The sequence below is a fragment of the Pseudomonas sp. FG35 genome (genome assembly GCF_057809295.1).
In genome coordinates, this window is the sequence record NZ_JBMDJR010000007.1 from 253,019 (window position 1) to 275,650 (window position 22,632).

General features: G+C 63.5%; 22 protein-coding genes. 10 read left to right on the top strand and 12 right to left on the bottom strand.

Annotated elements, in window-relative coordinates; all coding sequences use genetic code 11:
* Positions 1–28 precede the first annotated feature (28 nt).
* From ACODTD_RS16235 to nrdR, 8 genes are all read right to left on the bottom strand, one after another.
* Positions 29–532, bottom strand: coding sequence for a phosphatidylglycerophosphatase A family protein (locus ACODTD_RS16235; RefSeq protein WP_011336134.1), 504 nt, complete (start codon positions 530–532; stop codon positions 29–31).
* A complete protein-coding gene (gene thiL / locus ACODTD_RS16240) occupies positions 529–1,494 on the bottom strand; it encodes a thiamine-phosphate kinase (RefSeq protein WP_489105011.1) in 966 nt (321 codons plus the stop codon). The genes ACODTD_RS16235 and thiL overlap by 4 nt, the downstream gene beginning before the upstream one ends.
* Before the next feature lie 26 nt (positions 1,495–1,520).
* Entirely contained in the window at positions 1,521–2,021 is a 501-nt protein-coding gene (nusB, locus tag ACODTD_RS16245; RefSeq protein WP_064382216.1) for a transcription antitermination factor NusB, read from the bottom strand.
* On the bottom strand, positions 2,018–2,494 hold the full coding sequence (gene ribH, locus ACODTD_RS16250; RefSeq protein WP_003228649.1) for a 6,7-dimethyl-8-ribityllumazine synthase: 477 nt from the start codon (positions 2,492–2,494) through the stop codon (positions 2,018–2,020). The genes nusB and ribH overlap by 4 nt, the downstream gene beginning before the upstream one ends.
* 91 nt (positions 2,495–2,585) lie before the next feature.
* Positions 2,586–3,677, bottom strand: a complete 1,092-nt coding sequence (ribBA, locus tag ACODTD_RS16255) for a bifunctional 3,4-dihydroxy-2-butanone-4-phosphate synthase/GTP cyclohydrolase II (RefSeq protein WP_011336136.1) — start codon at positions 3,675–3,677, stop codon at positions 2,586–2,588.
* Between the two features lie 16 nt (positions 3,678–3,693).
* Positions 3,694–4,356 carry a riboflavin synthase gene (locus ACODTD_RS16260; RefSeq protein WP_285357906.1) on the bottom strand — a complete coding sequence of 221 codons (663 nt, stop codon included), beginning with the start codon at positions 4,354–4,356 and terminating at the stop codon, positions 3,694–3,696.
* 47 nt (positions 4,357–4,403) lie between these two features.
* Entirely contained in the window at positions 4,404–5,537 is a 1,134-nt protein-coding gene (gene ribD, locus ACODTD_RS16265; protein WP_489105012.1) for a bifunctional diaminohydroxyphosphoribosylaminopyrimidine deaminase/5-amino-6-(5-phosphoribosylamino)uracil reductase RibD, read from the bottom strand.
* Positions 5,534–5,998, bottom strand: a complete 465-nt coding sequence (gene nrdR, locus ACODTD_RS16270) for a transcriptional regulator NrdR (RefSeq protein WP_003228656.1) — start codon at positions 5,996–5,998, stop codon at positions 5,534–5,536. The genes ribD and nrdR overlap by 4 nt, the downstream gene beginning before the upstream one ends.
* A gap of 128 nt (positions 5,999–6,126) precedes the next feature.
* On the opposite strand from nrdR, the gene ACODTD_RS16275 reads away from it, so the two are divergent.
* Genes ACODTD_RS16275 through trxA form a run of 3 tightly spaced genes read left to right on the top strand, consistent with a single transcriptional unit; the run spans position 6,127 to position 8,156 of the window.
* Positions 6,127–6,591 (top strand): YbaY family lipoprotein, encoded by a 465-nt coding sequence (locus ACODTD_RS16275; RefSeq protein ID WP_197870097.1) that lies wholly within the window; start codon positions 6,127–6,129, stop codon positions 6,589–6,591.
* Positions 6,588–7,244: a class I SAM-dependent methyltransferase gene (locus ACODTD_RS16280; RefSeq protein WP_489105013.1), complete on the top strand. Its 657-nt coding sequence runs from the start codon at positions 6,588–6,590 to the stop codon at positions 7,242–7,244. The genes ACODTD_RS16275 and ACODTD_RS16280 overlap by 4 nt, the downstream gene beginning before the upstream one ends.
* 39 nt (positions 7,245–7,283) lie before the next feature.
* Positions 7,284–8,156: a thioredoxin gene (trxA, locus tag ACODTD_RS16285; protein WP_007955581.1), complete on the top strand. Its 873-nt coding sequence runs from the start codon at positions 7,284–7,286 to the stop codon at positions 8,154–8,156.
* Between the two features lie 4 nt (positions 8,157–8,160).
* On the opposite strand, the gene ACODTD_RS16290 is transcribed toward trxA, so the two are convergent.
* A complete protein-coding gene (locus ACODTD_RS16290) occupies positions 8,161–8,520 on the bottom strand; it encodes a hypothetical protein (RefSeq protein ID WP_489105014.1) in 360 nt (119 codons plus the stop codon).
* Positions 8,521–8,654: 134 nt separating this feature from the next.
* On the opposite strand from ACODTD_RS16290, the gene ACODTD_RS16295 reads away from it, so the two are divergent.
* From ACODTD_RS16295 to ACODTD_RS16315, 5 genes are all read left to right on the top strand, one after another.
* Complete coding sequence (locus ACODTD_RS16295; RefSeq protein WP_489105015.1) at positions 8,655–9,248, top strand: DUF2796 domain-containing protein; 594 nt, start codon at positions 8,655–8,657, stop codon at positions 9,246–9,248.
* A gap of 14 nt (positions 9,249–9,262) precedes the next feature.
* Positions 9,263–9,973 carry an ABC transporter ATP-binding protein gene (locus tag ACODTD_RS16300; RefSeq protein ID WP_489105016.1) on the top strand — a complete coding sequence of 237 codons (711 nt, stop codon included), beginning with the start codon at positions 9,263–9,265 and terminating at the stop codon, positions 9,971–9,973.
* Between the two features lies 1 nt (position 9,974).
* Positions 9,975–11,240 (top strand): ABC transporter permease, encoded by a 1,266-nt coding sequence (locus ACODTD_RS16305; protein WP_064382224.1) that lies wholly within the window; start codon positions 9,975–9,977, stop codon positions 11,238–11,240.
* Between the two features lie 11 nt (positions 11,241–11,251).
* Positions 11,252–11,770: a DUF3299 domain-containing protein gene (locus tag ACODTD_RS16310; RefSeq protein WP_011336146.1), complete on the top strand. Its 519-nt coding sequence runs from the start codon at positions 11,252–11,254 to the stop codon at positions 11,768–11,770.
* A 155-nt stretch (positions 11,771–11,925) separates the two neighbouring features.
* Positions 11,926–12,624 carry an OmpW/AlkL family protein gene (locus ACODTD_RS16315; RefSeq protein ID WP_011336147.1) on the top strand — a complete coding sequence of 233 codons (699 nt, stop codon included), beginning with the start codon at positions 11,926–11,928 and terminating at the stop codon, positions 12,622–12,624.
* A 178-nt stretch (positions 12,625–12,802) separates the two neighbouring features.
* Here ACODTD_RS16315 and ACODTD_RS16320 read toward each other — a convergent pair whose 3' ends face one another.
* Positions 12,803–13,732, bottom strand: a complete 930-nt coding sequence (locus ACODTD_RS16320; protein ID WP_011336148.1) for an NAD-dependent epimerase/dehydratase family protein — start codon at positions 13,730–13,732, stop codon at positions 12,803–12,805.
* Positions 13,725–14,609 (bottom strand): sugar nucleotide-binding protein, encoded by an 885-nt coding sequence (locus tag ACODTD_RS16325; protein ID WP_011336149.1) that lies wholly within the window; start codon positions 14,607–14,609, stop codon positions 13,725–13,727. Before ACODTD_RS16325 ends, ACODTD_RS16320 begins: the two co-directional genes overlap by 8 nt.
* Before the next feature lie 178 nt (positions 14,610–14,787).
* Here ACODTD_RS16325 and ACODTD_RS16330 point away from each other — a divergent pair, with 178 nt between their 5' ends.
* Positions 14,788–19,083 carry a DEAD/DEAH box helicase gene (locus tag ACODTD_RS16330; protein WP_489105017.1) on the top strand — a complete coding sequence of 1,432 codons (4,296 nt, stop codon included), beginning with the start codon at positions 14,788–14,790 and terminating at the stop codon, positions 19,081–19,083.
* Here ACODTD_RS16330 and ACODTD_RS16335 read toward each other — a convergent pair.
* A complete protein-coding gene (locus tag ACODTD_RS16335) occupies positions 19,077–21,182 on the bottom strand; it encodes a mechanosensitive ion channel family protein (protein ID WP_489105018.1) in 2,106 nt (701 codons plus the stop codon). The genes ACODTD_RS16330 and ACODTD_RS16335 overlap by 7 nt on opposite strands.
* A 190-nt stretch (positions 21,183–21,372) precedes the next feature.
* Between ACODTD_RS16335 and ACODTD_RS16340 the strand changes: the two genes are divergently transcribed.
* Complete coding sequence (locus tag ACODTD_RS16340; RefSeq protein WP_489105019.1) at positions 21,373–22,584, top strand: MFS transporter; 1,212 nt, start codon at positions 21,373–21,375, stop codon at positions 22,582–22,584.
* Positions 22,585–22,632 lie beyond the last annotated feature (48 nt).

A 22,632-nucleotide genomic window follows, 5' to 3' on the forward strand; every position in this document is an offset into this window, starting at 1 on the left:
CCCTGTGCCCCTCATCCACGCCTGGAAATCAGGCGAAAACCCACACCAGTCCCTGCATCGCCAGCCAGGCGAACACGCCGGCCAGCACGTCGTCGAGCATGATGCCGACGCCGCCGTGAACATGCCGGTCGATCCAGCGGATCGGCCACGGCTTGAGAATGTCGAAGAAGCGGAACACGAGGAACCCGGCCAGCAACCAGTACCAGCCTTCCGGCACCAGCCACAGGGTGATCCACATCCCGACCATTTCGTCCCAGACGATGCCTTCGTGGTCGTGCACCCGCAGATCGTCGGCCACTTTGCCGCACAGCCAGAAGCCGAACAGCATGGTGATCCCGAGCATCAGCCAGTACCCCCAGTCCGGCAGCATCTGCCACAACGGAATAAAGGGTAGTGCAACTAACGAGCCCCAAGTGCCCGGCGCCTTGGGCAAGGTGCCCGAGCCGAAACCGAACGCGAGGAAATGCCAGGGATTGCGCCAGACCGACGGCGGAACGAATTCGGCCGGAACCTGTTTCGGGTGATCTGTCACGGTGACTCCTGAAAATGTTGATAACCCCGGATTTGCGGGGTGATGTCCTGCCCGTCGCGATCCAGCAGCACTACGCCCTGCCCTTGCGTCACGCGGCCGATCACATGGATCGTCCAGCCATCGGCGAGCAGCGCCGGCAACTCGACGGATGGCAAGGTGAAGGCCAGCACGTAATCATCGCCACCGCTCAACGCCGCACGCTCGGCGCCGCGCTGACCGAGAAACGCCACCAGCGCCTCCGACAACGGAACACGCTCGCGCTCGACTTCGAGGCGGACCTTCGAGGCCAGTGCGATATGACCGCAATCGGCGAGCAGCCCATCGGAGATGTCCAGCGCCGAGGTGGCCTTGCCACGCAGGGCCTGACCGAGGGCGAGTTGCGGTTGCGGCGACCAGTAATGATCAAGCAGCGGCTGGGCAATGTGTGGTTCGGCGTGTCGCTGACCCAGCACCAGCGGCAAGGCCCCGGCTGCATTGCCCAGTTCGCCGCCGACACACAGCAGATCGCCCGGCTGCGCGCCGCTGCGGGTCAGCGCTTTGCCGGCCGGGACGCGACCGAAAACGGTGACGGTCAGGCTCAACGGCCCGCGAGTCGTGTCGCCGCCGACCAGTGCCACGCCGCAGCCCTGCGCCATGCGGTTCAAACCGCGGGCATAGGCTTGCAGCCAATCGGCAGTCACCGTCGGCAGAGTCAGGGCAAGGGTAAAGGCGACGGGCGTGGCGCCCATGGCAGCGAGGTCGCTGACCGCCACGGCCAGCGAGCGCTGACCGAGCAGAAACGGATCGCAGGGATCGGCGAAATGTACGCCGGCCACCAGCGTATCGGTGGAAACCGCCAGCTGTTCCCCGGAAGGAACCGCCAGCAAGGCGCAGTCATCGCCGATCCCCAGTGCAACGCCTTCGCCGCCCTGCGCACAAGGCGCGGCGGCAAAGAAATTGCGGATCAGCTCAAACTCGCCCATGCCGAGAAAAAGTATTCAAGCGCGGATCAGCGCTTGAACGCCTTCACTTCAGCTTCACGCAGGCGCGGAGCCAGCTTGTCGAGCACGCCGTTGACGAACTTGTGGCCGTCGGTCGAACCGAACACCTTGGCCAGTTCGATACCTTCGTTGATCACAACGCGGTACGGCACGTCGACGCGCTTGAGCAGTTCCCAGGTGGACAGGCGCAGAACCGCCAGTTCGACCGGATCCAGCTCTTCGATCGCCAGATCCAGGCAAGGCGTGAGCGCGGTGTCGATTTCGGTCTTGAACTGCGGAACCCCGTGGAGGATTTCGCGGAAGTACGCGCCATCGACATCGGTGAAATCGTTATCGACCCGGAACTGCGCTTCGATCTCGTTCAGCGAAGCCTTGGCCATGTGCCATTGATACAGGGCCTGAGTCGCGAGCTGACGGGCTTCGCGGCGCTTGGCGCTTTTAGATGGCTTGCCGGCATCCGCAGGTTTCGGATCGCGCGGGTTGAAACGATCGCTTTCGTCGCTAATCACTTGGCCTCCAACTGCGCCAGCAGGCTGACCATTTCCAGAGCGGACAGGGCAGCTTCAGCACCTTTGTTGCCGGCCTTGGTGCCGGAACGTTCGATGGCTTGCTCGATGGAATCAACGGTCAGGACGCCGAAAGCGACCGGTACGCCGAACTCCATGGACACCTGGGCCAGGCCCTTGGTGCACTCGCCAGCCACGTATTCGAAGTGCGGAGTGCCGCCACGAATGACCGCGCCCAGGGCGATGATTGCTGCGAACTCGCCTTTCTGGGCGACTTTCTGAGCAACCAGCGGGATTTCGAAGGCGCCAGGTGCGCGGATGATGGTGATGTCGCTTTCGCTCACGCCGTGGCGAACCAGGGCATCAACTGCACCGCTGACCAGGCTTTCAACCACGAAGCTGTTGAAGCGGCCCACTACCAAAGCGTAGCGGCCTTTAGGGGCGATGAAGGTACCTTCGATGGTCTTCAGGGTCATTCGTCAGATCTCTTAAAGAGCCGGGACGCGTCTGTTTCGCGTCCCTCAGTGATTTATTTGCCGCGAATTCGGAGCCGGAAACAACCGGTCATTATTCGGAGGGCACGTATTCTACAACTTCCAGATCGAAACCGGATATCGCATTGAACTTCATCGGCGCGCTCATCAAACGCATTTTGCGCACGCCGAGGTCACGCAGGATCTGCGAACCGGCACCGACGATGCTGTAGGTGGTCGGTTTTTTCACCGCCGCCTGATCGCCGGTTTCGCGGATGTGCGCCAGCAACACGTCGCCATCGAGCGGGTGACCGAGCAGCAGCACCACGCCGCTGCCGGCCTCGGCGACCGCAGCCATGGCGGCGCGCAGGCTCCAGCGGCCCGGCTGCTTGACCATCAGCAGGTCGCGCAGCGGATCCATGTTGTGCACCCGAACCAGGGTCGGCTCTTCGGCGCAAACGGTGCCCAGGGTCAGTGCCATGTGCACGTCGCCTTCCACGGAATCACGATAGGTCACCAGGTTGAATTGGCCCAGTTCGCTGTCCAGCGGCTGCTCGGCAATCCGCTGAACGGTACGTTCGTGGATCATCCGGTAGTGAATCAGGTCGGCGATGGTGCCGATCTTGATGTCGTGTTCGGCGGCGAACGCTTCCAGTTCGGCGCGACGGGACATGGTGCCGTCGTCGTTCATCACTTCGCAGATCACGCCGCTTGGCTCGAAACCGGCCATGCGCGCCAGGTCGCAGGCGGCTTCGGTGTGACCGGCGCGGGCCAGGGTACCACCGGCCTGGGCCATCAGCGGAAAAATGTGGCCCGGGCTGACGATGTCTTCGGCCTTGGCGTCTTTCGCGGCGGCCGCTTGCACGGTGCGCGCACGGTCAGCGGCGGAAATGCCGGTGGTCACGCCTTCGGCCGCTTCGATCGAGACGGTGAACTTGGTGCCGAAACCGGAACCGTTGCGTGGCGCCATCAGCGGCAGCTTCAGGGTTTCGCAACGCTCGCGGCTCATCGGCATGCAGATCAGGCCACGGGCGTACTTGGCCATGAAGTTGATGTGCTCGGCCTTGCAGCATTCGGCGGCCATGATCAGGTCGCCTTCGTTCTCGCGGTCTTCGTCATCCATAAGGATGACCATCTTGCCTTGGCGGATGTCTTCAACCAGTTCTTCGATGCTATTGAGCGCCACAAGGCACCCCCTTCAGTCAGGATTTGAGGTAGCCGTTGGCGGCCAGAAAGCTTTCAGTGATGCCACCGGACGCCGGCTCTGCAGCCTTGTCGCCCAACAGCAGACGCTCCAGATAACGCGCCAGCAGATCGACTTCCAGGTTCACCCGGCGACCTGGCTTGTAGGACGCCATGATGGTTTCGCTCAGGGTGTGCGGGATGATCGTCAGCAGGAATTCGGCGCCATCGACCGCGTTCACGGTCAGGCTGGTGCCATCGACGGTGATCGAGCCTTTGTGGGCGATGTACTTGGCCAGCTCCTTCGGCGCGCGGATGCGAAATTCCACGGCACGGGCATTGTCGCTGCGCGAAACCACTTCGCCGACACCGTCGACGTGACCGCTGACCAGATGGCCGCCGAGACGGGTGGTCGGGGTCAGGGCTTTTTCCAGGTTGACCGGGCTGCCGCTTTTCAGGTCATTCATGGCGGTACAGTCGAGGGTTTCACGACTGACGTCGGCGGCGAAGCCGTTGCCCGGCAGTTCAACCGCGGTCAGGCACACGCCGTTGACCGCGATGCTGTCGCCGAGTTTGACGTCGCTCAGGTCGAGCTTGCCGGTTTCGACATGCACCCGCACATCACCGCCCTTTGGGGTCAGTGCGCGGATACTGCCGATGGATTCGATGATGCCGGTAAACATGGGGTTCTCCTTGAGAACGAAGCCAGCGCTAACGCGATGGCCGGGAATTATACGCTCGCCGATGGGACAGGGATGGCAGTGACTCGCCAGTCATCGCCAACCGCGCGAATTTCAGTGATTTTCAGCTCCGGCGCATCCTTCATATAGGCCAGCGGCCAGTCCAGAAGCGGACGCGCCGTGGAGCCGAGGAACTTGCCGGCAATGAAGATCACGAACTCGTCGACCAGACCGAGCTGGGCAAAGGCGCCGGCCAGTCGTGGGCCAGCCTCGACCAGCACTTCGTTGACGCCACGGTTGGCCAGTTCGATCAGCAATTGGTGCAGATCGACCTGACCGTCATCGCCCGGCACGATCAGGCATTCCGGGCCGTGGGCGTACTGTTCTTCGATGGCCACGCAGGTGGCGACCAGCGCCGGGCCGGCCTTGAAGAACGGCGCATCCAGCGGCACCCGCAGACGTCCGTCGATCAGTACCCGCAGCGGCGGACGGCTCAGGGCCAGCGCGGTCTGTTCGGCATCCAGCCCCAGCTCTTCGGCGCGAACGGTCAGGCGTGCGCCATCGGCCAGCACTGTATCGGCGCCGGTCAGCACCACGCTGGCCTGGGCGCGCAGACGCTGCACCGCCGAACGCGCGGCAGGGCCGGTGATCCATTGGCTCTCGCCGCTTTCCATTGCCGTGCGGCCGTCGAGGCTCATGGCCAACTTGACCCGCACGAACGGCAAGCCGTGTTCCATGCGCTTCAGAAAACCTTGATTGAGCTTGCGGGCTTCGCCTTCCAGCACCCCGCTTTCGGTGGCGATGCCGGCATCGCTCAAGCGCTGCAGACCGCGTCCGGCGACTTGTGGATTCGGATCACGCATCGCCGCAACCACTCGGCCAACACCGGCATTCACCAGTGCATCGGCACACGGCGGCGTGCGGCCGTGGTGGCTGCAAGGTTCGAGGGTCACATAAGCCGTGGCGCCCCGGGCCAGCTCACCGGCGGCGCGCAGGGCGTGGACTTCGGCGTGGGGTTCGCCGGCGCGTTCATGCCAGCCTTCGCCGACAATCTGCCCGTCGCGCACGATCACGCAGCCGACCCGTGGATTGGGATGAGTCGTGTAGTGCCCGTTGCGCGCCAGCTCCAGAGCCCGGGCCATGAAGTGGGCGTCGAGGATGGCCTGCTCGGCGGCGGCGGTCATTCTTTCACCGGTTCGCGTGCGAGGCGGTCGATCTCTTCGCGGAATTCGTTGAGGTCCTGGAAGCGGCGGTACACGGAAGCGAAACGGATGTAGGCGACTTCATCGAGCTTTTGCAGCTCGGCCATCACCAGTTCGCCGACCACGAGGGACTTGACCTCACGCTCGCCGGTGGCGCGCAGCTTGTGCTTGATATGAACCAGCGAGGATTCGAGGCGCTCGACGCTCACCGGACGTTTCTCCAGGGCGCGTTGCATGCCGGCGCGGAGTTTTTCTTCGTCGAATGGTTGGCGGCTGCCGTCGGTTTTGATCAGGCGCGGCAACACCAGTTCGGCCGTCTCGAACGTCGTGAAACGTTCGCCGCAGGCCAGGCATTCACGCCGGCGGCGCACCTGTTCGCCCTCGGCGACCAGACGCGAGTCGATGACCTTGGTGTCGTTGGCACCGCAGAAGGGACAGTGCATGGTGGCTGGCAACAAAAAAAGGGAGGGCCATGGTAGCGCATCCCGGTGGCAAGACAAGCCATAGGCTTTGCGGTATACAGACTGCCATGATCGTTTGATCCATGGATTTCATTTTGCTGGAGCCGCCAATGTCCCTACGACCGCTCGTTTTGCTCAGTGTTTTCAGCCTGCTGGTGGCCTGTGGCAGCGATGCGCCCAAGCCTCAGCCGCCCACGCCGGGCCCGGCGCCGCAACAGGCGCAGAAAAAAGCCCGGGAAGCCGCCGATCTCGGCCCGCTGCCCGCGTATCAGCGCGAACTGAGCGGCACCCTGCAAGGCGTGCCGGCCGGCGCCGAAGTCGAACTGGCGCTGCTGGTGATCGACGAAAAGGATCGCCCGCAACAATTGCTCGCCAGTTCCAGCCTGATCGGCAACAACCAGATTCTGCCGTTTCACCTGCGTTTCAACCCCGAAGCCTTTCCGGTGGGCGCGCGGGTTGAATTGCGCGGCCGCGCCAGCCAGTCCGGCCAGTTGATCCTGCACCTGCCGTCGCAGACCATCACTCAGCCGACCACCCAGGCGCTGGGCCAGCTGCAATTTGTCAAAGCCCCATGAATGCACCGTCAGACCTGCAACAGTCGCTGGGCGAATTACTCGGCGACGCGCGACTGAAAGCCTGTGCGTTGCCGAACACCGATTTGCAGCTATGGCTGATCGATGGCGACAACATGGCCCGCGAATTCAGCCAGGAAGAAACCCAACGCATCCTGCATGAACCGCCGTACTGGAGTTTCTGCTGGGCCAGCGGTCTGGCGGTGGCGCGCTATCTCGCGCAATTCCCCGAGTGGGTCCGGGGCAAGCGGGTGCTGGATTTCGGCGCCGGTTCCGGGATCGCCGGCATCGCGGCGGTGAAGGCCGGAGCGCTGGAGGTGGTGGCCTGCGACCTTGACCCGCTGGCGATTGCCGCCTGTCGGGCGAATGCCGAACTCAATGATGTGCAAATGAGCTATTCCACGGACTTCTTCGCCGAGGCCGATCGCTTCGATCTGATCCTGGTAGCCGACGTTCTCTACGACCGGGAAAACCTGCCGCTGCTCGACGCCTTCCTGAGCCGTGGCCGCGAGGCGCTGGTGGCGGATTCGCGGGTTCGGGACTTCCGTCATCCGCTGTACCGGCGCATCGAAATGCTCGAGGCCATGACCCTGCCGGATCTGGCCGAGCCCGAAGAGTTTCGCCATGTCAGCCTCTACCACGCGGCCCGCGCCTGACCGTATAGTTGCCCCATTCACGCTTTTACGAGAGACCCCATGAGTCAGCAAACGCCGTACATTTTCGACGCCACGACGGCCGACTTCGACCAGTCGGTGATCGAGGCTTCCTTTCAAAAACCGGTGCTGGTGGATTTCTGGGCCGAATGGTGTGCGCCGTGCAAGGCGCTGATGCCGATGCTTCAAGGCATCGCCGAAAGCTATCAGGGTGAGTTGCTGCTGGCCAAGGTCAATTGCGATATCGAGCAGGACATCGTCGCCCGCTTCGGCATCCGTAGCCTGCCGACCGTGGTGCTGTTCAAGGACGGTCAACCGGTGGACGGCTTTGCCGGTGCACAACCGGAATCCGCCGTGCGCGCCCTGCTCGAACCCCATGTGCAGATGCCGGCGCCGTCGGCTGCCGATCCGTTCGAACAGGCTCAGGCATTGTTTGACGAGGGCCGCTACGCCGACGCGGAAGCGACATTGGTCACGCTGCTGGGCGAAGACAATACCAACGCCAAGGCGTTGATTCTCTACGCTCGCTGCCTGACCGAACGCGGTGAACTGGGCGAAGCGCAAACCGTGCTCGACGCGGTCAAGAGCGACGAACACAAAGCCGCGCTGGCTGGTGCCAAGGCGCAGATCAAGTTCCTCGGCCTGGCCCGTGACCTGCCGGACGCCGCCGACTTGAAAAGCCGTCTGGCGCAAAACCCGCAGGACGACGAAGCGGTGTATCAACTGGCGATCCAGCAACTGGCCCGTCAGCAATACGAAGCGGCGCTGGACGCCTTGCTCAAGCTGTTCATCCGCAACCGCAGCTACGGCGAAGGTCTGCCGCACAAGACCTTGCTGCAAGTGTTCGAACTGCTGGGCAACGATCACCCGCTGGTGACCGCTTACCGGCGCAAGGTGTTTGCGGCGCTGTACTAATTGCTTACTCGATCCAGCTGTAGAGCGGCGTATCCCCGCCGCTCGCCACTTTCACATCGGATGAATGGCGCAGGCGCACCAGCAATCGCTTGCCCGCCGCCGCGCTGCCGGTCAGTCCTTCGAGCTGATCCAGCAACTCCGGCCCGCTGAGTTGTCCGGCCTTGCGCAACAGATCCCTGGCGACCTGCCACAACGCGTCATCCTGATTCACCGGTTTCGCCACCGGCGCCGCCGCTGCTGTCTGCGGCTGGGCCGTCTGCACCTGCACGCCAAACTGCGCACCGAGCCGCGCCCAGTCGCTTTCATCCAGTTCCAGGGTCAAATCCACCGGCAACTCGCCGACGGTTCCGCGTATCCGCAACATAACTTTGCTCCCGCACTTTTCTGACCTGCATGCTCCCATGGGACTTGTGTAACGCCAAGCGGGCGGGCAAACTCTGCGCACTTTCGTTATAAGATTACATAACAAACTCTTCACTTTACTTTCCGGAGACCGCCATGCGTCGTCTGCTCCTCGCTTTGCCGTTTGCCCTGTTGCCGCTGGCCATCGCCCATGCCGCCGATGAGCATGATCACGACCATGAGCACGGCAGCCTCGGTGCCCACGAACATGGCGTCGGTCGCCTGAACGCCGCGCTGGACGGCCAGACCCTGGAACTGGAGCTGGAAAGCCCGGCAATGAACCTAGTCGGTTTTGAGCACGTCGCCACCAGCGATGCCGACAAGGCCAAGGTCGCAGCCGCCCGCGCGCAACTGGAAAAACCGCAGGCGCTGTTCAGTCTGCCGGCCGCCGCCGGTTGCAAAGTCACCCATCAGGAGCTGGAAAGCCCGCTGTTCGGCGACAAGCCGGATGCCGACGATCACGACGAAGAAGAAGCCGGCAAGGACGGTCACGAGCATCATCACGACCACAGCGAAATCCACGCCCACTACCAGTTCAGCTGCGCGGCACCGGGTGCGTTGAAAACCCTGGATCTGGCGAACCTGTTCAATACCTTCCCGGCCACCCAGAAAATTCAGGTACAACTGATCGGCCCGAGCGGCCAGCAAGGCACGGAAGTGACGGCCAAGGCCGCCGCCCTGAAGTTCTGACACGAAACGGCGCCATGACCCAAGCACTCATCGAACTGTCCGACCTGGGCTTCAACTGGCCCGGTCACCCGCCGTTGCTGGACATCCCGGCGTTTCTTCTGGAAGCCGGCGAAACCCTGTTCCTCAAGGGCCCCAGCGGCAGCGGCAAGACCACCCTGCTCGGCCTGCTGGGCGGGGTGCAGAAACCCGGCCGCGGCAGCATTCGCCTGCTCGGCCAGGAACTGACCGACCTGGGTGCAGGCGCCCGTGATCGCTTTCGGGTCGATCACACCGGTTACATTTTCCAGCAGTTCAACCTGCTGCCGTTTCTCTCGGTGCGCGAGAACGTCGAGCTGCCGTGCCACTTTTCGAAGCTGCGGGCCGAGCGTGCGAAACAGCGCCACGGCAGCGTCGATCAGGCTGCTGCCACCCTGCTCGCCCACCTGGGTTTGAAGGACGAAAGCATCCTGAGTCGCCGCGCCGATTCGCTGTCGATCGGTCAGCAACAGCGGGTCGCCGCTGCCCGTGCGTTGATCGGTCAACCGGAACTGGTGATCGCCGACGAACCGACCTCGGCACTGGATTACGACGCCCGGGAAAACTTCATTCGCCTGTTGTTCGCCGAGTGCCGTGAGGCCGGCTCGAGCCTGTTGTTCGTCAGCCACGACCAGAGCCTGGCGCCGCTGTTCGACCGTCACCTGTCCCTGGCCGAACTCAATCGCGCCGCCACGTCTGCCGAGGTCTGAGATGTATCTGTTCCGTCTGGCCATGGCCAGCCTCGCCAACCGGCGTTTCACTGCCCTGCTTACCGCATTCGCCATCGCCCTCTCCGTCTGCCTGCTGCTGGCGGTGGAGCGGGTGCGCACCGAAGCCAAGGCCAGTTTCGCCAGCACCATCAGCGGCACTGACCTGATCGTCGGCGCCCGTTCCGGTTCGGTGAACCTGTTGCTGTACTCGGTATTCCGCATCGGCAACGCCACCAACAACATTCGCTGGGACAGCTTCGAACACTTCGCCAGCAACCCGAAGGTGAAGTGGGCGATCCCGATGTCCCTCGGCGATTCCCATCGCGGTTACCGGGTGATGGGTACCACCGAAGCGTATTTCGAGCATTACCAGTACGGTCGCCAGCAGCATCTGCAACTGGCGGACGGCCGCGCCTTCGCCACCGATCCGTTCGAAGTGGTGCTCGGTGCCGAAGTGGCCGAGGCGCTGCATTACAAGCTCGGCGACAAACTGGTACTGGCCCACGGCGTGGCGGCGATCAGTCTGGTCAAGCACGATGACAAGCCGTTCACCGTGGTCGGGATTCTCAAGCGCACCGGCACCCCGGTGGATCGTACGTTGCACATCAGCCTCGGCGGCATGGAGGCGATCCACATCGACTGGCACAACGGCGTACCGGCCCGTGGCAACGGGCGGATCAGTGCCGATCAGGCACGCAACATGGACCTGACGCCGCAAGCGATCACCGCGTTCATGCTCGGCCTCAACAGCAAGATCTCGACCTTTGCCCTGCAACGGGAAATCAACGAATTCCGTGGCGAGCCGATGCTGGCGATCCTGCCGGGCGTGGCCTTGCAGGAGTTGTGGAGCCTGATGAGTACCGCCGAAAAAGCACTGTTCGTGGTCTCGCTGTTCGTGGTGCTGACCGGGCTGATCGGCATGCTCACCGCGATTCTCACCAGCCTCAACGAGCGTCGCCGCGAAATGGCGATCCTGCGTTCGGTGGGCGCGCGACCGTGGCACATCGCAAGCCTGCTGGTGCTGGAGGCGTTTGCTCTGGCACTGACCGGGGTGATCGCCGGGCTGGCGTTGCTGTACCTCGGCATCGCTGCGGCACAAGGTTATGTGCAGGCCAATTACGGGCTGTATCTGCCGCTGGCGTGGCCAAGCGAGTATGAATGGACGCTGCTCGGTGGCATTCTGGCTGCCGCGCTGCTGATGGGCAGCGTGCCGGCCTGGCGCGCGTATCGCCAATCCCTGGCCGATGGCCTGTCGATCCGTTTATGAGGATGTTCACCATGCCCCGCGCTGCCCTTGCGCTGCTGTTGCTGGTCGCCCTGCCCGTGTGGGCGGCGGCGCCGAAAGACCTGACCTGGTCGGAGATGATCCCGCCGGACGCAGCGCCCGAAGTGCCGAACATGACGCCGCTGCATGACCTGTCGAAGATGAGCGATGCGCTGTCCGCCGAGTCTGCGCCAGCGGCCAAGCAGGACATGCCCAACGCCCCCGTGGTGCAAAGCCTCGACGGCCAGAACATCCGCCTGCCGGGCTACATCGTACCGCTGGAAGTCAGCGAAGAAGGTCGCACCACGGACTTCCTGCTGGTGCCGTATTTCGGCGCCTGCATCCACGTGCCGCCGCCGCCCTCGAACCAGATCGTGCACGTGAAAAGCGAACTCGGCGTGAAGCTCGACGAGCTGTATCAGCCGTACTGGGTCGAGGGGCCGTTGCAGGTCAAGCAGTCCACCAGCGAACTGGCCGATGCCGGGTATCAGATGGAAGCGGACAAGATTTATGTGTACGAGCTACCGGAGTAAACCTGCGGGTTCTTTATTGCTTGCCAGCGATGAGGCCATGAAAGTTCCACAAAAAACCGGGGCATCACTGTTTCATTGAGCTGAGTCAAAAGACCGTATCAGACGGATTCGTACCATAGGACATCAAACATTTTTAACGTCCTTTGGGAGCTTCCATGAACAAGTCCTTGCTCAGCGCCTCGCTGTTTGCCCTCGCGCTCGCAGCCCCGCTCGCCCACGCCCACGAAGCCGGCGACATCATCGTTCGTGCCGGTGCGATCACCGTCAACCCGAAGGCCGACAGCTCCAGCGTCAAGGTCGATCAGGGTCCGTTGAGCGGCACCAACCTGGGCGGCAAGGCGACCATGAGCAGCGACACCCAACTGGGTCTGAACTTCGCCTACATGCTGACCAACAACATCGGTATCGAGCTGTTGGCCGCCTCGCCCTTCGAGCATGACGTGAAGATCAAGGGCACCGCCCTGCCAGCCGCCAACGGCAAACTCGGCACCCTCAAACACCTGCCGCCGACCCTGAGCGTCGTCTACTACCCGCTGGACGCGAAGTCGGCGTTCCAGCCGTACATCGGCGGCGGCATCAACTACACCTGGATCTACGACGAGCACGTCGGCAGCGAAGCCCAGTCCAACGGCTTCAGCAACTTCAAGGCGAAAAACTCCTGGGGCCTGGCCTGGCAGGTTGGCGCCGACTACATGCTGACCGACAACATCATGCTCAACGCCCAGGTGCGCTACATCGATATCGACACCCGCGCCACCGTCGAGAACAACGCCGTAGCCCCGGGCACCCGTGCACGGGTGAATGTGGACGTTGATCCCTTCATCTACATGGTTGGTCTAGGCTACAAGTTCTAAAGAACGTTCACGTGGTGGTGAATGAGGCTTGGTGACGAGCAGGCTCAGAACTGGCGGCGATGTTACGCCATCGACCGGGGAGCAAGCTCCCTCGCTACAGGAAACCGGTTTGAAAGCCGAATTCCGGCCGTGAAAAAGGCGCCTGTCAAAAGGCGCCTTTTTCATGTCCGCAAGAAGCTCAGCGGCCGAGCAGACGGGCCAGGCCGACGTTCATCGGCGTTGGCGTGGGGCACTTGAATCGCTCAAGCAACCGGCGGTTGTTCGCCCGCGAATGACGGATGTCACCGGAGCGCGCCGGGCCGTAGCTGACGGGCGGCAACTCGCCGACCACCGCTTCGAGCGCGGCCAGCATCTGCTTGAGGTTGGTCGCCTGATTCCAGCCGACGTTCACCGCACCGACATCCACTTGCGGCTTTTCGAGCGCCTGCACCAGGACATCGACCAGGTCTTCGACGTACATGAAATCCCGGGTCTGCTCGCCATCGCCGAACACGGTGATCGGCAGGCCTTTCTGCGCGCGTTCGCTGAAAATGCTGATCACCCCGGAGTACGGCGAGGACGGATCCTGGCGCGGTCCGAAGATGTTGAAGAAACGGAAGATCGCCGGTTCCAGACCGTGCTGGCGGCGGTAGAAATCGAAGTACTGCTCGCCGGCCAGTTTGTCCGACGCGTAAGGCGTCAACGGCGCCTTGGGCGTGTCTTCGTCAATCGACTCGCCTTCGCCATTGTTGCCGTAGACCGCCGCACTGGAGGCGTACAACACACGTTTGACGCCGGCCTCGCGCATGGCTTCGCAGACGTTCAGCGTGCCGATGAAATTGCTCTGGTGGGTTTTCACAGGATCGTCCACCGACGCCTGCACCGAAGCGACGGCGGCCAGATGGGCGACCGCGCTGCAACCCTGCATCGCTTGTGCGACCAGAGCAGCATCGGCCACATCGCCGACGATCAGTTCGACCTTGGGATTATCCAGCGGCAGGTTGCTGCGCTTGCCGGTCGACAGATCATCGAGAATCCGCACCGAATGGCCCTTTGCAAGCAGCGCGTCAGTCAGGTGCGAGCCGATGAAACCGGCGCCGCCGGTGATGAGAACAGGGCCTTCAGCCATGACGATAAAACCTATCCAGTAAGCCCGGGAGCGCGGCACGCCAGGCGCGCGGCTTGATCCCGAAGGTGTGCAGAATTTTCTTGCAGGCGAGCACCGCGTGTTGCGGTTCTTCGGCGGCATCCGGCCGCGCGGCGTGGGCCTGGGCGGTCGGGGCTTCGATGGCCAGCGGGTGCAGGCTGCGCGCTTCGGAGAGAATCGCCTGGCCCAGCGCCAGCGGCGTGGTCGCCTCGTGGCCGGCGTAGTGGTAAGTGCCCCACAGCGGCGCGGCGCAATCGAGTTGCTTGAGCACCGAAATGATCACCCGCGCCGCATCGTCGACCGGGGTTGGATTGCCACGGCGGTCATCGGCCAGCAGCAATTCTTCCGGTTGTTCGGCACGGGCCAGGAAGCGTCCGAGTATTCCTTCCGGGCTGTCGTCGAGCAGCCAGCCGAAACGCAGCAGCACATGTTGCGGACAGGTGGCGCGTACGCTCTGCTCGATCCGCCACAGCGCCTGGCCGCGCAGGCCCAGCGGCACTGGCTCGTCCTTTTCGCTGTAGGCAGTGGCGCGGGAACCGTCGAACACCCGATAACTGGACGGCTGCACCAGCACGATGTTGTGGTGCTGGCACAGTTCGGCCAGACGCTCGATCGCGCGTTCCTGTCCGGCCAGACGGCTTTCGCTGACGGCCTCGGCCTGGAACCAGTCGAAATAGTAGGCAAGGTTGATCAATGCATCGGGACGGGTGTCGTCGAGCAATTGGGTCAGGCTCGCGGCATCCCAGCCGTCTTCGGGCGGGCGGGGGGCGAGGAAACCGATGTCTTCCTCTGCACCGAGGCGAATCAGCGCCTGCCCAAGGGCATTTCCGCCGCCCAGTAACATAAGGCGCATTCGCATAGAGTCAGCAGGCCCAGTCTGATTGGAACGATGGCTTTGGCGACGATGCTCGTGGCAGCGTCGTCGATAATTGCCGGAATCGTTGCATTTTGCGGGTTTAGTGCGCAACCGTCACCCGTAAAGTGTAGATCCCGAGCGGTACTTGCAACTTCGTCCGCCCGCCCGCATAACTGAAGCCATGAATCTGCCCCTCCCCAAGGACGCGGCCCTGGCAGGCTTCCACCCCGCCGTCAGCGCCTGGTTCAGCAGCACCTTCCCGACGGTGACGGCCGCCCAGGCCCGCGCATGGCCATTGATCCGCCAGCGCCGCTCGACGCTGATCGCCGCGCCCACTGGTTCCGGCAAGACCCTCACCGCGTTCCTCGCGGTGCTCGACGATCTGGTCCACCGTGGCCTGGAAACCCCGGACGGTCTGCCGGACGAAACCCTGGTGGTCTACATTTCGCCGCTCAAGGCGCTGTCCAACGACATCCGCATCAATCTGCAGAACCCTCTGGCCGGGATTACCGACCAGTTACGCCAAATGGACCTGCCGGCGCTGGAAATCACCACCGCCGTGCGCACCGGCGACACCCCGCAGAAAGACCGCGCCGCCATGCGCAAGAGCGCGCCGCACATATTGGTGACCACCCCGGAATCGCTCTACGTGCTGCTCGGCTCCGAGTCCGGCCGCAAAATGCTCGGTACCACGCGCACGGTGATCGTCGATGAAATCCACGCCATCGCCGCCGGCAAACGCGGCAGTCACCTGGCCTTGAGTCTCGAACGCTTGCAGGCGCTGTGCGCCGAACCACTGACCCGCGTCGGTCTGTCGGCCACGCAAAAACCGATCGATGCGGTCGCGCGGTTTCTGGTCGGCCATGACCGCCCGTGCGAAATCATCGATATCGGCCACGCGCGCCCACGGGATCTGGGCATCGAAGTGCCGCCGGTGCCATTGTCGGCCGTGATGGCCAATGACGTCTGGGAACTGGTTTATGACCGCCTCGCCACACTGGCTCGTGAACACCGCACCACGCTGATTTTCGTCAACACCCGACGTCTGGCCGAACGCTTGAGCCGACACCTGAGCGAACGCCTCGGCAAACAGGCGGTGGCGGCGCACCACGGCAGTCTGGCCAAAGAGTTTCGACTCGATGCGGAACAGCGGCTCAAGCGCGGCGAGTTGCAAGTGCTGATCGCCACCGCGTCGCTGGAACTGGGGATCGACATCGGCGAAGTCGACCTCGTCTGCCAGATCGCTTCACCGCGCTCGATTGCCGGTTTTCTGCAACGGGTCGGCCGCTCCGGGCACCAGGTCGGCGGCACACCCAAGGGGCGCCTGTTCGCCACCACCCGCGACGACCTGATCGAATGCGCCGCGCTGCTCGACTGCGTGCGCCGGGGTGAACTCGATACGCTGCACATCCCCGAAGCGCCGCTGGATGTGCTGGCGCAGCAGATCATCGCCGAGGTCAGTTGCCAGGAGTGGGCCGAGGACGATTTGCTCGCGCTGCTGCGCCGGGCCGAGCCCTACGCCCGCCTCGACGAAAAACACTTTCAGGCACTGCTGGGCATGCTCGCCGAGGGCTACAACGGCCGTCAGGGCATCCGCAGCGCCTACCTGCACCGCGACGCCGTCAGCCGAACCCTGCGCGGACGACGCGGTGCAAGGCTGACGGCAGTCACCAGCGGCGGCACTATCCCCGACAACGCCGACTACAGCGTTTTGCTCGAACCTCAGGGCCTGAACATCGGCAGCGTCAACGAAGACTTCACCGTGGAAAGCATCGCAGGCGATGTGTTCCAGCTCGGCAACGCTTCTTATCGGATCCTGCGGGTGGAGGCCGGCAAGGTGCGGGTCGAGGACGCTCAAGGCCAGCCACCGACCATTCCGTTCTGGCTCGGCGAGGCGCCGGGGCGCAGCGACGAATTGTCGGCGGCCGTGGCGCGCCTGCACGCGCAGCTCGATCAATTGCTCAGCGCCAGCCCCGGCAACCTGCAACCGGCCCTCGACTGGCTGACCGACACCCTCGGCCTGAACCTGGCCAGCGCCGAACAACTGGTGGATTACCTGGCCCGCGCCCGCCTCGCCTTCGGCGCCCTGCCGTCGAGGGACACGCTGCTGATGGAGCGTTTTTTCGACGAGTCCGGCGGCACCCAACTGATCATCCATTCGCCGTTCGGCAGCCGTATCAACCGCGCCTGGGGCCTGGCCCTGCGCAAGCGTTTCTGCCGCACTTTCAACTTCGAATTGCAGGCCGCCGCCAGCGAAGACGCGATCGTGCTGTCGCTGTCCACCAGCCACAGTTTCGAACTCGATGAAGTCTGGCGTTACCTGCACAGCAACAGCGCCGAGCACATTCTGATTCAAGCGGTGCTGGATGCGCCGCTGTTCGGCGTGCGCTGGCGCTGGAATGCCGGGGTGGCGCTGGCCCTGCCGCGGTTTACCGGCGGGCGCAAGGTCGCGCCGCAATTGCAGCGGATGAAAAGCGAAGACCTGATCGCCAGCGTGTTTCCCGATCAGATCGCCTGCCTGGAAAACCTCGCCGGTGAACGGGAAATTCCCCAGCATCCGCTGGTGGAACAGACCCTCGACGATTGCCTGCACGAAGCGATGGACAGCGAAGGCTGGCTCGAACTGCTGCGGCGCATGGAGCGCGGCGAAGTGCGCCTGATCGCCCGTGACCTGCCGGCGCCCTCGCCGTTGGCGGCGGAAATCCTCAGTGCCCGCCCTTACACCTTTCTCGACGATGCGCCGCTGGAAGAGCGTCGCACCCAGGCAGTGCTCAACCGCCGCTGGAGTGATCCGCAATCCGCCGATGACCTCGGCGCGCTGGACGCCGACGCGATCAACGCCGTGCGCGAAGAAGCCTGGCCGACGCCGAACAGCGCCGACGAAATGCACGAAGCGCTGATGAGCCTGGCGTGCATCAGCGACCGCGAAGTCGCGGCCAATCCGCAGTGGCGCGACTGGCTGAGTGCCCTGGCCGAAACCGGGCGAGCCTGTCGATTGCCAATAGATCCCGAGCATTCGGTCTGGCTGGCGAGAGAACGCCTGACCTGTCTGCAAGCGCTTTATCCACAGGCGCAGTCGGCACTCCCCGCGTTACCTGGTTTCGACCAAGCATGGACGGCCGATGATGCACTGATCGAAGTGATCCGCGCGCGGCTCGGCGCATTCGGACCGCTACCGCTGGCGGCGATTGCCGAGCCGCTGGCCTTGACGCCGGCTGCTGTTCATCAAGCCCTCGCTCATCTGGAGCGCGAAGGTTATGTGCTGCGCGGCCAGTTCACGCCGGGATCGACCGTTGCAGAGTGGTGCGAACGCCATCTGCTGGCGCGCATTCACCGCTACACGGTCAAGCGTCTGCGCCGGGAAATCGAGCCGGTAGCGTTGCAGGATTTCATGCGGTTTCTGTTCGACTGGCAGCACGTGTCCCCGTCCACCCGTGGTCAGGGCAACGCCGTATTGCCGGCGATTGTCGCTCAGTTCGAGGGCTACCCGGCCGCTGCTTCAGCCTGGGACAGCGACCTCCTTCCCGCGCGGCTCAAGGACTATTCACCGAGCTGGCTGGACGATCTGTGCCGCAGCGGCAAACTGGTGTGGACGCGCCTCAGCGCCCGGCAAAACATCAGCGGCACGGCGTTGCGCAGTACACCGATCGTGTTGCTGCCACGCAGTCAGGTCGGCTTGTGGAGTGCACTGGCCGAACAGACGCCGGTCAGCGAACTGTCGCCCAAGACCCGCAAGGTTTTCGACGCGCTGAACCAGCACGGCGCGCTGTTTTTCGATGAGCTGATACATGAAGCGCACCTGCTGCGCACCGAGCTGGAAATCGCCTTGCAGGAACTGGTCGGCGCCGGGCTGGTGAATGCCGACAGCTTTGCCGGATTGCGGGCGCTGATCACCCCGGCGAGCAAGCGCCAGCAGCGCAGCAGTCGACGCGGGCGCGGGGCGTTTGTCGGTGGGATGGACGACGCCGGGCGCTGGGCGCTTTTGCGTCGTGGGCCGGTGGTGGAAAACCGTCAAACGGCGTCGCCCGAAACCCTCGAACACATCGCCATGACCTTGTTGCGCCGCTATGGCGTGGTGTTCTGGCGCCTGCTGGAACGTGAGGCCGACTGGCTGCCGAGCTGGCGCGAACTCCTGCGCACGTTCCATCGACTGGAGGCGCGCGGCGAGATTCGTGGCGGGCGGTTTGTCAGCGGTCTGGCCGGCGAGCAATTCGCCCTGCCCGAGGCAATTCCGCTGCTGCGCGAAGTGCGCCGTCGACCTCACGACGGCAGCCTGATCGCGGTGTGCGGCGTCGATCCGCTGAACCTCGCCGGGACCTTGTTGCCGGGGGCGAAAGTGCCGGCGCTGGCGAGCAATCGGCTGGTGTATCGCGACGGGTTGCCGGTCGCTGCCGAGGTCGCGGGCAAGCCGCAATTCTGGGTGGAGCTGGACTCCGCCGCCATGATCGAAATCCGCAACAGGCTGACCCGTCACTGAGTGCGCACCTGCTCCGGCAACACCACCGACGAATGCGCCGGCGGCGCCTCTTCTTCCTGGCGCTTGGGCAACAAAACCTGCTGTGGATAAGTCTGGGCGAAATGCACCCACGGGCTGTTATCCACAAGCTTTTTCAAACGCTGGTTGAACGCGCGGCTCACCGCGTATTGCCCGCCCGAGACCGTGCGGAACTGCGCGGTCAGCACCACACCGTTCAGGTCCATCTTGTCCACACCGAACACATCCAGCGGCCCTTGCAGGTTGTACTTGAGGAACGGGTCTTCGCGAATCGAATCCCCCGCCTCGCGGATCAGTTCGATGGCCTTGTCGACATCGGTGTCGTAGGTGAACTGCACCGAGAAAAACGCGAACGCAAACTGCCGCGATTGATTGGTCACGGCCTTGATCTGGCCGAACGGCACCGAATGCACGAAGCCCTTCCCGTCACGCAGGCGCAGGGTGCGAATGGTCAGGCCTTCGACCGTGCCGGCATGCCCGGAATCGAGCACCACCCAGTCGCCGATCGACAGGGTGTCTTCGATGATGATGAACAGCCCGGTGATCACGTCCTGCACCAGTTGCTGCGAGCCGAAACCGATGGCCAGGCCGACCACCCCGGCACCGGCCAGCAGCGGTGCGACGTTGATCCCGAGATTGGCCATGGTGGTGATCGCGCAGATCACCACCAGGATGATTTTGATCGCGTTGCGCAACAGCGGCAGGATGGTTTTCACCCGGGTGCTGGGCTGGCGCGCCGAGCGTTTGCTGACTGGCGGTTTCAGCGCCTCCTGAATCGCCGTGTCGAGCACCACCCACAGCAGCCACGTCACGAGAAGGATCAGGCCGATGCTACTCAGCGCATTGCTGATCGCCCGCCCGACCGTGCTGCTCTGGGCAAAGTCGAGCAGCGACACGCCCCAGATCCGCCCGAGAATATCGATGAATGCAATTGCAATGACGATCCGCAGCAAGGCGTGCAACAGGCTGAGGAAACGTTCCTTGTAGGCACTGCTGCGCTGAATCGCCTCGGCCCTGCGCGACTTGAACAGGTGCTGCAGCACGGTGCTGAGAAAAACCGCGCCGATCAATAGCACCGTGGTGAGCAACGCGCAGCGCAGGGCTTTCTGGTTGTCCTCGCCGATGCCTATCAGATTCACCGCCGAGACCAGCACCATCAGCACGATCGGCCAATACCAGAGCCCGGAAAAAATCCGCAGCGATTCCTGCAGCGACGGTTGCTTCAGGCGCTGGGCCAGCGGGCGATTACGGATGAGGTGCGCCACCGGACGACGCAGGCGAATCACCAGCAGGCCGAAGATGATCGACGCCAGCAGACCGGTGAACACCGCAATGCTGCTGGTGATGTTGCCGCCCAGTTGCCGGGCGATCTGCGGGCTGGTCAGGGCGTCACTCAACGCGGCGAGAAAGCCGATCAGGAACAGCGGTTTCGGGCAGTAGTCGCAGATGATCTGCACGGCGCGGCGCTTGTGGCCGACGTTGAACATCACCACCACGCACAACAGCATCGACGTGGAAAATATCCCGCTGCTGGTGGCGTAGGCAAAACACAGCGCCAGCGCCCGACCGACCGAGGCCGACAGAAAATGGCTGACGTACAGGGTCAGCGGCAGACAGATGAGTGCGGGCAGCGTGTAGGGCAACAGGTAACCGAGCAAATCCTGGCTGCGCTGACGTGTGCGCAACCAGCGCCCTTCCCGCAGACGCTTGCCCAGCACACTGCCGAGCACCGTCAACACGGCAAACGTGCCCAGCCACACGCCTGAAAGCATCAGGAAATCCCCCGCCACGCTCCAGCCCGAGCGGTTCGAAGGTTGATTGACCAGCCTGTCGACCTCATCCGCCGCCCGGTCGGCGCGCAGGCGCCAGGCGTCGACCAGATGCTCGTTGAGATCGAGTTTGTCCTGCACGTCGTCGATGCCGGAACTGATGGCGCCGAGCAGTCCGCCCTGCACGATCGGTTCCGGTTTGGCCGGCTCTTCACTGGCCGCCGGAACACCCGGCAGGCTGGCGGCTTGCACTGCATTGCCACCGAACAACAGCAATGCCCCCAATAGAATCGCGATCCTGAACCTGGTCAAAACGCAGAGCTCCCTTGGTTGAACCTGTAAGGAACTGATCGGTTTTGGCTTGGCAAAGTTCAAGAACGCCTTGAGAGCCGCTCTTTGATCTTTGCGCCCAGATCAAATATCAAATGCCCACCCCAGTATTTTTCCACCCCCACCAAACCCCGACACTGCGCTCCATTCAATCCCCCACCGGAGTGCCGTCATGCCCATTGCCCTGCTCGCGCTGACCCTCAGCGCCTTCGCCATCGGGACGACCGAGTTCGTCATCGTTGGCCTGCTTCCCACCATCGGCGCCGATCTCGGCGTCAGCCTGCCGTCCGCCGGTCTTCTGGTCAGTTTGTACGCCCTCGGCGTAGCCATCGGTGCGCCGGTGCTGACCGCCCTCACCGGTAAAGTCCCGCGCAAACTGTTGCTGCTGTCGCTGATGGTGCTATTCACCCTCGGTAACATGCTGGCCTGGCTGGCGCCAAGTTATGAATCGCTGGTAGTGGCGCGGATCGTCACGGGTCTGGCCCATGGCGTGTTCTTCTCCATCGGCTCGACCATCGCCACCAGCCTGGTGCCCAAGGAAAAAGCCGCCAGTGCGATTGCGATCATGTTCACCGGTCTGACCGTGGCGCTGGTCACCGGCGTACCGCTGGGCACGTTCATCGGTCAGCATTTCGGCTGGCGTGAAACCTTCCTTGCCGTTTCAGCACTGGGCGTGATCGCGTTTATCGGCAGCCTGCTGTATGTGCCGAACAACATTGCCCACAGCAAACCGGCGTCGCTGTTGCAGCAATTGCAGGTGCTCAAGCAACCGCGTCTGTTGCTGGTCTATGCCATGACGGCCATCGGTTACGGCGGCTCGTTCATCGCCTTCACGTTTCTGGCACCGATCCTTCAGGACATCTCCGGTTTCAGCGCCGGCACCGTCAGCCTGGTGTTGCTGGTGTACGGCGTGTCGGTCGCAGTCGGCAACCTCTGGGGCGGCAAACTGGCGGACAAGCGCGGGCCGATCAGTGCGCTGAAAATCATCTTCGCCCTGCTCGCCGCCGTGCTGTTCGTACTCACTTTCACCGCCGGCAACCCGTGGCTGGCACTGGCCACCGTGCTGGTCTGGGGCGCTGTCGCCTTCGGCAACGTGCCGGGCTTGCAGGTGTATGTGGTGCGTCAGGCTGAACACCACACACCGCACGCCGTGGACGTCGCATCGGGGCTGAACATTGCCGCGTTCAACCTCGGTATTGCCGGTGGCGCGTGGGGTGGCGGTTTGATCGTCGAGCACATCGGCCTGATCCATACCGCATGGATCGGCGGTCTGGTGGTGCTGGTGGCATTGGCCCTGACCGCCTGGAGCGGTCGCCTCGATCGCCTGGGCCCGGTGTACGCCGAACCCGCCGAAGGCTCGGCTCGGATCGTCACCGGGCACTGATCAAGCCAGCCCGACCGTCCGTAATCCCGTCGAAACTTTCCCCGACCG